Here is a 14688-nt window from a genome sequence, read left to right as displayed (position 1 = left end):
CATCCAGGCCCGGGAGCGTCCCATGAGGTCGTGGGGACTCTCGCCGATCCGGTAGACCCTGCCGTTGTCGTCAGTCAACTCCCTGTAACTGGTGGAACTTGTGGTCATCAGAGCCTCTTTCGCGTCTTTGCGAATCCCCAGGTCCCCTGTGTCCTCCGATGGCGTGTGATCGATCTGCGTGCGCTTGCTAGGTCTGGACCGGCATCATGCCTCCCGACTGGTCGTGTGTCAGCCCTCCATCAGTCCCGCCTCTCTGGCCCAGCGGTACTTGGCCCCGAGCACGGCGACCGGCTTCTCCGTGGTGTACGGGTAGGCCACGATGCCGTGCCGGTACAGGAACTCGGCCGCCCGCTCGACCTCGACGTCGCCCGACAGCGACGCCACGACCGGCTTGTGGATGCCGTGTTCCCGGTACTGCTCGACGACGTCGACGACGAGCTCGGCGAAGACCATGGGCGGCGTGACGATGGTGTGCCAGTAGCCCAGGATCAGCGCGTGCACCCGCTCGTCGGCGAGGCCCAGCGCGATGGTGTTGCGGTAGGTGGACGGCGGTTCGCCGCCGGTGATGTCGACCGGGTTGCCGGCCGCGCCGAACGGCGGGATGTACTCCCGGAACGCCGCGTCCAGATCGTCCGGAATGGACATCAGCGTGAGGCCGTTGTCCACACAGGCGTCCGACAGCAGCACGCCCGAGCCGCCGGCGCCGGTGATGATCACGACGTTCTCGCCCTTCGGCGTGGGCAGCAGCGGCACGCCGCGGGCGTACTCCAGCATGTCGTTCAGGCCGGGCGCGCGGACGACGCCGCTCTGCCGCAGGATGTCGTCGTACACCTTGTCGTCGCCAGCCAGGGCTCCGGTGTGCGAGCTGGCCGCTTTGGCGCCCTGCGCGGTGCGTCCGGCCTTGAGCACAACGACCGGCTTCTTCCTGGATACCCGCTTGGCCGTCTCGGCGAAGGACCGGCCGTCCTTGAGGTCCTCCAGGTGCATGGCGATCAGCTTGGTGTTGTCGTCGTGCTCGAAGAACGTCAGCAGGTCGTCCTCGTCGATGTCGGCCTTGTTACCCACGCCGACGATGGCCGACACGCCCATCTGAGCGGACCGGCTGAAGCCCAGGATGGCCATCCCGATGCCGCCGCTCTGTGAGGACAGCGCGACGCCGCCCTGCACGTCGTACGGCGTGCAGAAGGTCGCGGACAGGTGCTCCGGCGTGTAGTAGTAGCCGTAGATATTGGGCCCGAGGATGCGCACGTTGTGTTCCCGCGCGATCCGCACAACCTCGTCCTGGAGCTCGTGGTTGCCGGTCTCGCCGAAGCCGGACGGGATCAGGATCGCGCCGGCCACGCCCTTCTCGCCCGCTTCCCGCAGAGCCTGCGGCACGAACTTGGCCGGGATGGCGAACACGGCCACGTCCACGTCGCCGGGCACGTCGGCGATGCTGGCGAAGGCCTTGCGCTCCAGTATCTCCGCGGCCTTGGGGTTGATCGGGTAGATATCCCCGGCGTAGCCGCCGTTGACCAGGTTCTTCATCACCGAGTTGCCGATCTTGCCGTCCTCGGCCGAAGCCCCGATCACCGCCACCGCGGCCGGCTTCATGATGCGGTTCATCGCGGCCAGGATCTCCTGCTGGGAGAACCGGGTCGGCTCGGCCGCGGCGTCCGGGTCGACCAGCACCCGCACGTCCACCGCGGTCGCCCCGGTCGGCGTGGCCAGCACCGGGTTGAGGTCCACTTCGGACAGTTGCGGGAAATCCGTCACCAGGTCGGAAACCCGGGTGATCAGGTCGGCGATGGCGTCCCGGTCAGCCGGCTCGGCGCCGCGCACACCCCGCAGGATCTCGGCCGCGGCGATGCCGTCGATCATGGAGAGCGCTTGCTCACGGTCGGTCGGCGCGAGCCGGAACGTGACGTCCTTGAGCACCTCGACCAGCACGCCGCCCAGGCCGAAGGCGACGATCTTGCCGAAGGTCCGGTCGGTGGTGGCCCCGACGATGACCTCTTGGCCCGCCGGCAGCATCTGCTGCACCTGGACGCCGACGATCGCCGCATTCGGGTTGTAGCTCTTGGCATTGGCGATGATGGTGCGGTAGCCGTGCGCCACCTGGCCGGCGTCGGCCAGGCCCACCAGCACGCCGCCGGCCTCGGTCTTGTGCAGGATGTCCGGCGAGACGATCTTCAGCACCACCGGGAAACCCATCCGCTCAGCCAGTTCCACGGCTTGCTCGGAGGAGGTGGCCAGGCCTTCGTCCGGTGTGCTGATGCCGTAGGCGTCGCAGACGATCTTGCCCTCGGGCGCGGTCAGCGAGTCGCGGCCGTCCGCCGCGACCTGCGCCAGCACCCGCTGCACCGCCTCGCGGTCGTAGTTGCTCACTGCGGCACTCCCTCAGATCACGCCGGCGGCGCGCAGCCGCTCCAGTTGGTCGGGGCCGTAACCCAGTTCGCCGAGCACCTCGGCGTTGTGCTCGCCCAGCAGCGGCGAGCGGGTGATCTCCACGTGCGAGTCGGAGAGCTTGAGCGGGCAGCCGACGGTCTTGTACTCGCCGCGCTCGGGATGCTGGACCGGGACCACGGAGCCGAGTTCGGCCAGCGTCTCGTCCTCGATCAGCTCCCGGGTGGACAGGATCGGCCCGCACGGCACGTTGGCCGCGTTGAGCCGCTCCATCACATCCCATTTGGACAGTCCGCTGGTCCAGTCCTCGACCATCGCGAACACCTTGTCCAACTTGGACAGTCGCGCCTCCGGCGTGGCCCACTGCGGGTCGTCGGCCAGCTCTGGCTTGCCGATCAGCTCGGTGATCGGCCGCCAGCCCGGCGGCTGGATGATCACGTAGATGTAGTCGTTGGGGCCGCCGGGCGCGCAGCGCACCGCCCAGCCCGGCTGGCCGCCGCCGGAAGCGTTGCCGGAGCGGGGAACCTCGTCGCCGAAGCTCTCGTTCGGGTACTCCCCCAGCGGCCCGTGGGCCAGCCGCTGCTGGTCGCGCAGCTTGACCCGGCACAGGTTGAGCACCGCGTCCTGCATGGCCACCTGCACCCGTTGCCCGCGGCCGGAGTTGGTGCGCTGGTACAACGCGGCCAGGATGGCGGCCACCAGGTGGATGCCGGTGCCGGAGTCGCCGATCTGCGCGCCGGTGGCGGTGGGCGGGCCCTGCTCGAAGCCGGTGGTGCTCATCGAGCCGCCCATCGCCTGCGCGATCACCTCGTACGCCTTGAAGTCCGCGTACCGGCCGGGGCCGAAACCCTTGATGGAGGCGTAGACCAGCCGCGGGTTGAGCTCGCTGAGGCGTTCCCAGGTGAAGCCGAACCGGTCGACCACGCCGGGCCCGAAGTTCTCCACCAGGACGTCCACTTCGGACACCAGCCGGGTGAAGATCTGCTTGCCCTCCTCGCTCTTCATGTTCAGCGTGAGGCTGCGCTTGTTGGCGTTGAGCATGGTGAAGTAGAGGCTGTCCACGTCCGGGAGGTCCCGCAGCTGCCCGCGGGTGATGTCGCCGCGGCCGGGAGTCTCCAGCTTGATGACGTCCGCGCCCAGCCAGGCCAGCAGCTGGGTGGACGAGGGACCGGACTGCACATGGGTCATGTCGAGGACGCGCACGCCCTCAAGTGCCTTTCCCATCACGACCTCCGCCACATCACTTGTACATGGTCTGGTTCATGGTTCCGGGGGCGTACGCGTCCGGGTCGACCCAGACGTTGATCAGCGACGGCTTGCCCGACTCGCGGGCGCGCAGCAGCGCCGGGCCGATGTCGGCCGGGTCGCGCACCTCCTCGCCGTAGCCGCCCAGCATCTTCGCGAACTGGTCGTAGTGCACGTCGCCCAGCGTGTTGCCGACGCGTTCCCGGGCCAGGCCGTACTTCTGGGCCTGTCCGTAACGGATCTGGTTCATCGAGGAGTTGTTGCCGACGATGCCGACGAACGGCAGGTTGTAGCGGACCAGGGTCTCGAAGTCCCAGCCGGTCAGGGAGAACGCGCCGTCGCCGAACAGGGCCACCACTTCCTTGTCCGGCCGGGCGTGCTTGGCCGCCAGCACGAAGGGAATTCCGACGCCGAGCGTGCCCAGCGGGCCCGGGTCCATCCAGTGGCCGGGCGACTTGGGCTGCACCACCTGGCCGGAGAAGGTGACGATGTCGCCGCCGTCGCCGATGTAGATCGAGTCCTCGGTGAGGAACTCGTTGATCTCGTGCACCAGCCGGTACGGGTGGATCGGGCTGGCGTCGGAACGCAGCTGCGGCAACCGCTTCTGCCGGGCCTGCTCCTCGACCTTGTGCAGCTCCTCCAGCCACGGCTTGCGGCCGGTGGCGCCGTTGTCGACGCGGCCGGACGCGGCGGCGGTCACCGCGGCCAGGATCAGGTCGGCGTCGCCGACGATGCCCAGGTCGATGTCCCGGTTCTTGCCGACCGTGCGGTAGTCCAGGTCGATCTGCACCACCGTGGCCTTGGCGGAGAGCCTTCGCCCGTAACCCATCCGGAAGTCGAACGGGGTGCCGACGATGACGATCACGTCGGCGTTGTCGAAGGCGTAGCGGCGGGACAGCTGGAGGTGGTGCGGGTCGCCGGGCGGCAGCGTGCCGCGGCCCGCGCCGTTCATGAAGGCCGGGATGTTCAGCGTGCGCACCAGCTCGATCGCCGAGGCGGTGGCCCGGGTCGTCCAGACCTGGCTGCCCAGCAGGATCGCCGGCTTCTTGGCGTGCGCCAACAGGTCCGCCAGCTTCTCCACGGCGGCCGGGTCGCCGGCCTGCCGGGTGGAGGCCCGGTAGTGGCCGGCCTGCGGCACGCGGGCCTTCTCCACCGGCACCTTGTTGTCCAGGACGTCCCGGGGGATCTCCAGGAAGGAGGGGCCGGGCGCGCCGTTGAACGCCTCCCGGAACGCCATCGAGACCATGTCGGCCGCGCGGGCGGTGTCCGGCACGGTGGCCGCGAACTTGGTGATCGGGGCCATCATGTCGACGTGCGGCAGGTCCTGCAGTGAGCCCATCTTGTGCTGGGTCAGCGCGCCCTGGCCGCCGATCAGCAGCATCGGGCTCTCCGCGCGGAAGGCGTTGGCCACGCCGGTGACCGCGTCGGTGGTGCCGGGCCCGGCGGTGACGACCGCGCAGCCGGGCTTGCCGGTGACGCGGGCGTAGCCGTCGGCGGCGTGCGCGGCGACCTGCTCGTGCCGCACGTCGATGACCTCGATGCCCTCGTCGACGCAGCCGTCGTAGATGTCGATGATGTGCCCGCCGCACAGGGTGAAGATGGTGTCGATGCCCTCGGCCCGGAGCGCCTTGGCGACCAGGTGGCCGCCCGAGATCGTCGCCGGCGCGGGCCCGGATCCGTTCGCCGTCCGACTGGTCGCCGTCTGGGCCTCTGCCACGGGTTCTGTTCCCACCATGCTGGTCAACTCCTCGCCGGCCGCGGTGCACTGTAGATTGCATACGATATGGAGTAGGCATATGCTTACGCCTGTTCCGGCCCGGTGTCCAGAGCGACGCGAGAACATTTCGCGACCTTGGCGCTCAGCGGAAAGCGCACCCGCCGGCGAGATCAGCCCCCACCCGCGCAGCGCTCACAGGAGGGCCGCACGTTGGATCTGTTCGAACACGAGGCCAGGGACCTGTTCGCCCGCCACGGCGTCCCGGTGCCACCCGGCGAGGTCACCGACACTCCCGCGGGCGCGTACGCGGCGGCGGTGGCGATCGATGGACCGGTCGTGGTGAAAGCCCAGGTCAAGACCGGAGGCCGCGGCAAGGCCGGCGGCGTCAAGCTGGCCGGCACGCCCGCCGAGGCGCGGGCCGCGGCCGAGGCGATACTCGGCATGGACATCAAGGGGCACACCGTGCACAAGGTGCTGGTGACCGCCGCGTCCGAGATCGCCGACGAGTACTACTTCTCGTTCCTGCTCGACCGCGCGAACCGGACCTTTCTCGCGATGGCCTCGGCCGAAGGCGGCATGGACATCGAGGAGGTCGCCGCGACCCGGCCCGAGGCGCTGATCCGACGTCCGGTCCGGGACATGAACTTGGCGCTGGCCGGAGACATCGCCCAGGCGGCCGGGCTGCCGGCCGCGTCGGCGGAGGTCATCGTCAAGCTGTGGGACGTGTTCGTCCGCGAGGACTGCACGCTGGTCGAGGTGAACCCGTTGGTGCGCACTGAATCCGGCGAGATCATCGCACTGGACGGCAAGGTGACCCTGGACGACAGCGCCGCGTTCCGGCACTCCGGCCGGCCGGCGGACTCCACCGCCGGCGACCCGCTGGAACAGGCCGCCCGGGCCAAGGGGCTCAACTACGTCAAGCTGACCGGCGACGTCGGCGTGATCGGCAACGGGGCCGGGCTGGTGATGTCCACTCTGGACGTCGTGGCCCAGGCCGGCGGGGCCGGGCCGGCCAACTTCCTGGACATCGGCGGCGGCGCGTCGGCCCAGGTGATGGCCGACGGGCTGGAGATCATCCTCGGTGACCCGGACGTGCGCAGCGTGTTCGTGAACGTGTTCGGCGGCATCACCGCGTGCGACGCGGTGGCCGACGGCATCGTGCGAGCGCTGGACATGCTCGGCCCACGCGCGACGAAACCGCTCGTGGTCCGACTGGACGGCAACAACGTCAAGCGGGGCCGGCAGATTCTCACCGAGGCCGGGCATCCGCTGGTGACCATGGTGGAAACGATGGACGACGCCGCGGGCACGGCCGCGCGGCTCGCGGCGCGGGGAGCGTGACATGGCGATCTTCATCGACGAGGGCAGCCGGGTCGTGGTGCAGGGCATGACCGGCGCCGAGGGCAGCAAGCACACTGCCCGTATGCTCCGGGCCGGCACGACCGTCGTCGGCGGCGTGAACGCCCGCAAAGCCGGGCAGCGCATGGACTTCGACGGCACGTCGTTACCGGTCTTCGGCACCGTGGCCGAGGCCGTGTTCCAGACCGGAGCCGACGTGTCCGTCCTTTTTGTACCGCCGGCCTTCGCCCGCGACGCCGCCATCGAGGCGATCGACGCCGGCATCGGGCTGGCCGTGGTGATCACCGAGGGCATCCCCGTGCACGACACCGCCGCGTTCTGGGCCCATGCCGTGGAATCCGGCGGCCGGACCCGGATCATCGGGCCCAACTGCCCCGGCGTGATCAGCCCCGGCAAGTCCAACGCCGGCATCATCCCGGCCGACATCACCAAGCCCGGCCGGGTCGGCGTGGTCTCCAAGTCGGGCACGCTGACGTACCAGCTGATGCACGAGCTGCGGGACTTCGGCTGCTCCACCGCCGTGGGCATCGGCGGCGACCCCATCGTCGGCACCACCCACATCGATGCCCTGCAAGCGTTCCAGGACGACCCGGAGACCGAGCTCATCGTCATGATCGGCGAAATCGGCGGCGACGCCGAGGAGCGGGCCGCCGCTTACATCTCCGAGCACGTCACCAAGCCGGTCGTCGGCTACGTGGCCGGCTTCACCGCGCCCGAGGGCAAGACCATGGGCCACGCCGGCGCCATCGTGTCCGGCTCCGCCGGCACCGCCGAGGCCAAGAAGGTCGCCCTGGAGGCCGCCGGCATCGCCGTCGGCCGCACCCCCGGCGAGACCGCCCGGCTGGCCCGGGACCTGCTCACCGGGTGATCGACTTGACCTTGTCGTAGCGTCAAGGTTTTTACTGGACCCATGCGAATCGGGGAACTCGCGGGGCTGGCCGGGGTGACGCCGCGCACGGTGCGGCACTACCACCGGATCGGACTGCTGCCGGAGCCGCGGCGGCGGGAGAACGGGTACCGCAGCTACGAGTTGCGGGATCTCGTGCTGCTGCTGCGGGCCCGGCGGCTGGCCGAACTCGGGCTGTCGCTGGAGGAGGTCGCCGACGCGCTGTCCGGCGACCGGAACCGGGACCTCGTCGAGATCCTGCGTGAGATCGACGGCGACCTGGCCGCCCAGCAGGAGCGCATCGCCGGCCAGCGCGCGGCCATCGCCGACCTGCTCGCCGCCGACGGCGACCTGCGCTCCCCGGCACTGCTCACCGTGATCGACTCCCTCACCGACTATCCCGGCCGCGATCGGGAAATCCTCGCCGCCGAAGTCATGGAGTCCATGACCGGCAACCTCGACCTGTACCACTCGGTGTTCGCCGACTCCGACCTACGGGAGCGGATGCTGGCCGTGCAGGCCGACTTCGAGCGGCTGGTCGACGCCTCCCCCAATGACCCGGCCGTCACCGACATCGCCGACCGGGCCCGGGACTTCGGCCCGGCCATCGTCGCCATGCTGCCGCCCGAACTCCAGGCCGTGGACGCCGATCCGGACGCGCTGCTGGCCGCCATCAGCGCCGACATGTCCCCGGCCCAGGCGCGCTGCCTGCGGCTGATGTTCTCCTACTGGAAGCAGGACATGCCATGATCCGCTGCTTGGTCGCGTGGGCCCTGCGCCGCCCGGAAGACCCGTCCGCCTTTGCCTACGGCCGCGGTTTCCGGCCGCTGGTCCACGTCCTGCTCGCAATGTCCATTGTGGAGGGTCTGGTCGTCGAGTTCGTGCTGGGGGCCGTGCTGCCCGGCACCTTCTGGCCCTGGCTGCTGCTGGCCCTGCACGTCTACGGCGTGCTCTGGATCCTCGGCCTGCTCGCCTCGCTGACCACCCGCCCGCACCAACTGCTCCCCGACGCGCTCGTGTTGCGGGACAGCACCTTCAGCGAGCTCACGATTCCCTTGTCCGCCATCACGTCCGTCAAGCCGCACGCGCGCCCCAACATCCTGCGCTCCGGCCTCAAGGTCGACGGCGACACCGCCCTCTACGCCTACGGCGACGCCAACATCGCCGTGCACATCGACCCCGTCGACGACCCCCGCCTGGCCGGCGTCCGCCACCTGCACATCACCGTGGACGAGCCCCGCCGATTCCTGGCAGCCATGGAGCGGCAGTTCGTGTCGTGACCCGACAGTGGTTCCTGCTCGGCCCTCCCCCGGGTCGAGCAGGAACCACCCCGCTGGTCGAGTCGCACCTCTCCCCTGGACACCATGCCCGCCCCTCGCCGGGCGCGTTGTCCATTCGACTCAACCAACTCCCCCTGGTTGCGGTCCCCAGTGACAAGACCAGTTGACCGCGATGCTGCCAGTCTATGGAAACCACCAGGTGTGTCAACTACTCTTGGGGCAGTCGACGCCGGTGCGTGGACATCAGTTGAGCGGAGTGGGGGACGGGCGATGCTGAGCTTCCGGGACAAGCTCAACGCCGCGTTCGACGCCGTGCGGCCGAACGGACCCGACGGGCCGGAGTACCGGAACACCGAAGTCGCCGCGGCGCTGGGCGAACTGGGCGTGAAGGTCACGGGGTCCTACCTCGGCCTGCTGCGCAACGGGGAGCGGGACAATCCGACCGTGAACGTGGTGCAGGGCCTGGCCGCGTTCTTCGACCTGGACCCGGTGTACTTCCTCGCCCCGACCACGCCGCAGGCGGCGGAGAAGGTCGCGGGCATCCACCGCGACCTGATGCGGCTGGCCGAGTGGCGGGACAAGGGCGTGCTGGCCTTCGCGCTGCGGGCGATGCTGCTGGAGCAGGACAGCGGCCAGCTGGCCGAGGCGGCGAAAGTCCTGCTGGAGCAGGTGCTGGAGCTGCGGCGGACCGACCGCGAGTCAGCCGATCAGGATTCAGGAAACCCGGGCCAGCAGTGACCGGAGGTAGGCCGGCACGGCGATCGCCAGCTGCCGGGCCGTCCCCACGCTGACCCGCTGGGCGATCACGTCGTAGCCCGAACGCTCGATGGCGTCGAGGATTCCGCCGTACAGCCGCATGCCGGCCAGCGCGGTCGGCCGGCCCACCGGATCCAGCAGCGGCATCCCGGCCCGGGCCCGCCGGTAGAACGACCGGGTGCGGGCGATCTCGTACTTGATCAGCTCGCGGAACCGGCGCCCCGGCTCGATCTCGGTCACGTTGAAGCGCCGCAGGTCCTCGCCGGGCAGGTAGACGCGGCCGCGCCGGAGGTCGTCGCCGACGTCGCGGAGGATGTTGGTGAGCTGGAAGGCGATCCCCATCAACCGCATGGCCTCGACCGCCTCGTCGGTCCGCGCGCCGAGCACCGGCGCCAACTGGAGCGCGAGGGTGGCGGCGGCGCCGTGCATGTAGACCTCGAGATCGGCATACGTCTCGTACGAGGTCACGGTCAGGTCCGAGGCCATGGCGGCCAGGAAATCCTCGATGTGCCGCAACGGAATGTCCCAGGTCCGGATGGTGTGCAGCAGCGCCCGGCCGAACTCGTCCTCGGTCTCGCCGGCGGTCAGCTCGGCCAGGATCCGGTCCCGCCACGGCTCGAAGCCGGCGGCGTCGGCGCCGTCGACCATCTCGTCGGCATGTCGGGCGAAGCCGTAGATGGCGTGCACGAACGGCCGCCGCGCCGGCGGCAGCAGCAGCGAGGCCAGGTAGTACGACTTGTCGTGCTCGGCCAGCAATCGCTTGCAGCGCAGGTAACACGCGCGCAGCTGGGGGTCGCGGATGCCGGCGGCATCGAGCTCATCGGTCACAGTCCCACCTCGCTAGCGCTCGGCGAGTCTGCGACCAAGGCCACTGTGCTCAATGGTGCCCTCGCAAGCTCGGTCACAACTGTCCTTGATACTCGGCCAACACGTCGGCAATCGGGCGAACTTGGGTGGCCCGGGCGATCTCCAGCCACCAGTCGATGTCCCGGGCCAGGTCGGGATCCTCCAGCCCGCCCCCGCCGAACATGGTGGGATGCGAGGCCAGCAGCCCGTCCCACAGCTCGATGACCCGCCGGTAGACCAGCGCGTGCTGCTGCCCCGGCCACAGCCGCAACCGGTCGTGCCACTCGGTCTTCGGCGGATCCAGCCGCACCACGGAACCGCTCAGCCGCCGCCACAACGGATACAGCAGCCGCCGGTGCCGGTAGTGCCGGGCCGCGCGGGCCAGGCCGTCCAGTCGCGGCCCCCACATCGGCGCGGTCACGCCGACGAACGCCGGCAGCAGACACATCGTGACGAACGCGCCGTCACCCTCCAGCTCCGACCACGGCGGGAAGATCCCGGCCATCTCGGCGATCTGGTACACGGCCACGTGCACGCAGTAGACGAGCCCGAACACGCAGCCGACGGTGTGGATGCGCAGACCCCGCCGCAGCCACGGCACGTCGGCCTTGGTCGCCCACCGCCACGACTCCGAGGTGATGCTCGCGATGGCGTAGGCGAAATAGCTCAAGATGACCAGGTTCGCGAGCTCCGCGACCGGATACACCGGACCCGGTGTGATCATCCGACCGGCCGGCCCGCTGGCGAAGAGAACGTCGTGCGGCATCGCGGCGAACAGGATCAGACCGACGGCCACCGCGGTCACGCCGAACAGGGCCGAACGGCGCACCAGCCAGGTGACCCGGGCACGCTGCGCCGGATCGGCGCGGTCGGAGGTGGCCAGCCGGAAGAAGGTCTGGGTGAAGAACCCGCCGGCGCAGGCGATGACCCGCAGCAGCGGCCAGGTCAGCGCCCAGCCGGCCCACCGGTCGACCTCCACCGCGATGGTGGCGATCTCCAGTGGCACAGCCAGAAACCACGCGGCGAAGCCCAGCGCCAGCACATGACCGGGCCGCCGGTCGACGGTCACCCGCACCAACATGCGCAGCCGGGTGGTCAGCGCGACGGCGGCCACCACCACGGTCACCACGAGCGCGAAGGTCAGCACGGTCAGACGCGCAGTTCTCGGACCAGCGCGTCCACGATCTGCGCCTCGGCCTCGGTCAGGTCGCGGTGCCCCGAATCCGGGGCCGGCTCGCCCAGGGCGCACACCGCGGCGCCGGCGAACACCTCCGCCTCGATCTCCTGTTGGTCCGTGAAGCCGCCACGGCCCAGGATCCGGCTCAGCACGGCCGGACTGAGGTTGGGCACCAACGCGTTCAGCACCTTCATCAACACGTCCCGGGTCGCCGGGTCCACATCGCAGGTGCGGGCGTGACCGGGCAGGAGCATGTGCCCGATCTCGTGCCAGATCACGTGGATCTGGTGCAGCGGGCTGGATCCGACCGACTGGTAGACAACGTAATCCGCGTCCGGCATGCCCAGCCAGGCGCCGCTGATCGAGGTGCGCAGCGGCAGCGGGATCAGGTGCAGCGGGCGGCCGCGGTCCCGCGACAGCCGTTGGCACACAACGCGTACGTCCGGATGCAGGAAGTCACCGCGCCGCAGTTCACGCAGGACCTGGTCGACCGTGGTGGTTCCGCCGAACCGCCTACCCATGTGGAGGGCACTCCCCTCGATGCGACCGTAGGCGGCCATTCTAGCGTGCGCGGCGCAGTCTGTTGGCGTCCGCGACGATCGCCGCCCCCAGCGCCCGCGCGGGTTCGGTCCGCAGCCGCGGCGGCGGCGACAGCACGAACTCGATCTCGCCGAGCGCCGGAAGACCGTGCTGCGGACCGAGTTCCACGAGATCGTGCGGGATCAGGCTGCGGGTGTGAGCGGTCACGCCCAGTCCGGCCAGCACGGCCGCGCGCAGCCCGCTCAGGCTGGTGCTGGTGCAGGCGACGCGGAACTGCCGGCCGTGCCACTGAAGGGTTTCCAACGCCTGCGCGCGGCTGACGCTCGGCTCCGGGTACAGGATCAGCGGCACCGGCGCGGTCGGGTCGACCTTCGTCCCCTCGGCCCCGACCCAGACCAGCCGGTCCCGCCACACCAGCTGGCCGTGCACCGCGCCCAGTTGCCGTTTGCCGAAAACCAGGTCCAGTTGGCGAGCTTCCAACTTCCGGTGCAGCTCGCCGCTCAGCCCGACTGTCAGCTCCAGTTCCACCGCCGGATGCCGCCGCCGGAAGTCCCGCAGCACGTCGGTCAGGTAGGTGGCGACGAAGTCCTCCGACGCGCCGAACCGCAGCCGCCCGCGCAGCTGCGGCCCGGCGAAGAAGCTGACCGCCTCCCGGCCGGTGTCCACGATGGTGCGGGCGAAGCCGACCATGGCCTCGCCCTCCGGCGTCAGCTCGACGGTGTGCGTGTCCCGCAGAAACAGCTGCTTGCCGACGATCGCCTCCAGCTGCCGCACGTGCTGGCTGATCGTCGACTGGCGGACGCCGAGCTCGTCGGCGGCCTGGGTGAAGCTGAGCGTCTGCGCGACGGCCAGGAAGCTCTCCAGCTGAGCCGGCTTGAACATCGGCCCAGCGTAGTCAGCACCCGGTCAACACGAAGGATGCTCGGTCAGGCCGGCACCAGCAGCCGGGGCACGCCCGGTTGGCGCAGCAAGCCGCTGGCCACCGCCGCCACCACGCCGAGGCCGGCCGCAAGCAGGAACCCGGCCGCGTAGCCGTACAGGCCGACGATGGACGCCGCCACGCCGACGCCGACGATCCCGCCGACCGCCTTCGCGCTGTAGACCAGGCCGAAGTTCAGCAGTCCCGCCTGATCGCCGAAGTGCACCTCGACCAGGGCCGGCAGCAGGGCGTAGCAGCAGCCGGCGCCCGCGCCGACCAGCAGCGCCGCCAACGCCAGCAGCACCGGGGTCTGCTGCTGGCCGGCCACAATCAGCAGCAACTGGCCGAGAGCGCCCAGGCCCAGCGCCCCGCGGACCACCCGGCCCACACCGAAGCGCTCCCCGGCCCAGCCCGTCGCCCACCGGGCCACGCCGCTGGACAGCGTCAGCAGGCAGACCGCCACCACCGCGAAGGCGTACCCCCAGCCGCTGGTGGTCACGAAGGCCGCCATGAACGCCACGTCGAACAGCCAGGCCGCCGCCGCGCAGGCCACCAGCACGTACATCAGCGCATACGTCGGGCAGTGCAGCAGCTCCCCCGGCGTGTACCGGCGGATCGCCGGGCGGCTGTGCCGCAGGCTGAGGTTCACGTTCTTGTCCAGCGCCCATGTCCTCGGGTCCGGGCTCTGCGGCCACCACTGCTTCGGCGGCTCCTTGAGGAAGAAGCCGCACACCGTAATCACCACCACCGCGATGATCGGCAACGGGGTCGCAAACAGCACCGCCCCCGCCGCGAACGACCCGCTCACCAGGCCCAGCTGCGTTCGCCGCTCCGGGAACCACTTCGCCACCACCGCGAGGCACGTGCCGTAGACGATCGCCGCGCCCAGTCCGCCCAGCACCGCCGACCAGGGTCCCGCGAACAGATCCCCCACCGCCGTCAGCACCGCGCCCGCCACCATCGCCACCGGCGGCCGCACGGTCAGCCGCTCCCGCAGCAACGCCAGCGGAAACACCGCAACCGCTTGCGTCGCCACCCAGATCGCCAGCAGCCAGTACTGCCCGCCGCCCACGATCAGCCCGAACCCGTACTGGCCCGCGCCGGTGACCATCATCGCCACGCACGCCGCCGCCAGCACCCAGTTCCTGGAATGGCCCAGCAGCTCCCGGTCGCTCTCGCCGACCCGGTACCGCCGGCCGTAGAAGTCGGTCACCTCGGTTGCCATCGGTCTCACCTGCCCGCAGTCGTCGATCACACCGCCCGGCCCCACCCCGCCGACCGATCGATCTGGTCCGATTCCCTGTCCGTTCACGCGTCCCCCGGCCTCGGCAGCCGCTTCCTTGCCGGTCGCCCAGTCCCACCGACCTGCCCGGTGGCCGGCCGCGGTCAGTCAGCCATCGACCTGGGTCGTCAACCACCCGTCCCGCCTTCTTACTGAGGTCTTCACCACATTCCCGCCGTTCGATTGTATACAGTATGTGATACGTTGTATAGCGTCGACCAGCGCCAGACGGCAAGGCGGGCAGGTCACACGGGATGCGGCCGACTGGATCCGATGGCGGCCCCGGCCGATATCCC

General features: G+C 70.2%; 13 protein-coding genes. 5 read left to right on the top strand and 8 right to left on the bottom strand.

Features of this window, described 5'->3' with window-relative positions; translation table 11 throughout:
* Window positions 1-228: 228 nt before the first annotated feature.
* The 3 genes from JJ691_RS00765 to JJ691_RS00755 are packed head-to-tail and all read right to left on the bottom strand — an operon-like array spanning window position 229 to window position 5365.
* Complete coding sequence (locus JJ691_RS00765; protein WP_211766849.1) at window positions 229-2367, bottom strand: acetate--CoA ligase family protein; 2139 nt, start codon at window positions 2365-2367, stop codon at window positions 229-231.
* Window positions 2368-2379: 12 nt separating this feature from the next.
* The gene (gene frc / locus JJ691_RS00760; RefSeq protein WP_211766848.1) at window positions 2380-3609 is read right to left on the bottom strand and encodes a formyl-CoA transferase; all 1230 of its coding nucleotides are present in this window, start codon (window positions 3607-3609) and stop codon (window positions 2380-2382) included.
* A gap of 16 nt (window positions 3610-3625) precedes the next feature.
* Window positions 3626-5365, bottom strand: a complete 1740-nt coding sequence (locus JJ691_RS00755) for a thiamine pyrophosphate-binding protein (protein WP_211766847.1) — start codon at window positions 5363-5365, stop codon at window positions 3626-3628.
* Between the two features lie 192 nt (window positions 5366-5557).
* Here JJ691_RS00755 and sucC point away from each other — a divergent pair, with 192 nt between their 5' ends.
* The 5 genes from sucC to JJ691_RS00730 all read left to right on the top strand — a co-directional run bounded on the left by sucC (window position 5558) and on the right by JJ691_RS00730 (window position 9610).
* Window positions 5558-6688 (top strand): ADP-forming succinate--CoA ligase subunit beta, encoded by a 1131-nt coding sequence (gene sucC / locus JJ691_RS00750; RefSeq protein ID WP_249227607.1) that lies wholly within the window; start codon window positions 5558-5560, stop codon window positions 6686-6688.
* 1 nt (window position 6689) lies between these two features.
* On the top strand, window positions 6690-7574 hold the full coding sequence (sucD, locus tag JJ691_RS00745; RefSeq protein ID WP_211766845.1) for a succinate--CoA ligase subunit alpha: 885 nt from the start codon (window positions 6690-6692) through the stop codon (window positions 7572-7574).
* 42 nt (window positions 7575-7616) lie between these two features.
* On the top strand, window positions 7617-8342 hold the full coding sequence (locus tag JJ691_RS00740) for a MerR family transcriptional regulator (protein ID WP_211766844.1): 726 nt from the start codon (window positions 7617-7619) through the stop codon (window positions 8340-8342).
* Window positions 8339-8872 carry a hypothetical protein gene (locus JJ691_RS00735; protein ID WP_211766843.1) on the top strand — a complete coding sequence of 178 codons (534 nt, stop codon included), beginning with the start codon at window positions 8339-8341 and terminating at the stop codon, window positions 8870-8872. The genes JJ691_RS00740 and JJ691_RS00735 overlap by 4 nt, the downstream gene beginning before the upstream one ends.
* A gap of 270 nt (window positions 8873-9142) precedes the next feature.
* Complete coding sequence (locus JJ691_RS00730) at window positions 9143-9610, top strand: hypothetical protein (protein ID WP_211766842.1); 468 nt, start codon at window positions 9143-9145, stop codon at window positions 9608-9610.
* Here JJ691_RS00730 and JJ691_RS00725 read toward each other — a convergent pair.
* The 5 genes from JJ691_RS00725 to JJ691_RS00705 all read right to left on the bottom strand — a co-directional run bounded on the left by JJ691_RS00725 (window position 9587) and on the right by JJ691_RS00705 (window position 14335).
* Window positions 9587-10456, bottom strand: a complete 870-nt coding sequence (locus JJ691_RS00725) for a phytoene/squalene synthase family protein (RefSeq protein ID WP_211766841.1) — start codon at window positions 10454-10456, stop codon at window positions 9587-9589. The two genes, JJ691_RS00730 and JJ691_RS00725, sit on opposite strands and share 24 nt — an antisense overlap.
* Before the next feature lie 73 nt (window positions 10457-10529).
* The gene (locus JJ691_RS00720) at window positions 10530-11621 is read right to left on the bottom strand and encodes an MAB_1171c family putative transporter (protein WP_211766840.1); all 1092 of its coding nucleotides are present in this window, start codon (window positions 11619-11621) and stop codon (window positions 10530-10532) included.
* A 2-nt stretch (window positions 11622-11623) separates the two neighbouring features.
* Window positions 11624-12172 (bottom strand): hypothetical protein, encoded by a 549-nt coding sequence (locus JJ691_RS00715; protein ID WP_211766839.1) that lies wholly within the window; start codon window positions 12170-12172, stop codon window positions 11624-11626.
* 40 nt (window positions 12173-12212) lie between these two features.
* Window positions 12213-13073, bottom strand: a complete 861-nt coding sequence (locus tag JJ691_RS00710; RefSeq protein WP_211766838.1) for a LysR substrate-binding domain-containing protein — start codon at window positions 13071-13073, stop codon at window positions 12213-12215.
* Between the two features lie 44 nt (window positions 13074-13117).
* Window positions 13118-14335 (bottom strand): MFS transporter, encoded by a 1218-nt coding sequence (locus JJ691_RS00705; RefSeq protein ID WP_211766837.1) that lies wholly within the window; start codon window positions 14333-14335, stop codon window positions 13118-13120.
* Window positions 14336-14688 lie beyond the last annotated feature (353 nt).

Source organism: Kutzneria sp. CA-103260 (genome assembly GCF_018263855.1).
Taxonomy (GTDB): Bacteria; Actinomycetota; Actinomycetes; order Mycobacteriales; family Pseudonocardiaceae; genus Kutzneria.
Note: the sequence above shows the minus strand (reverse complement) of the source record. Positions and strands in the feature narration are given on the sequence as shown.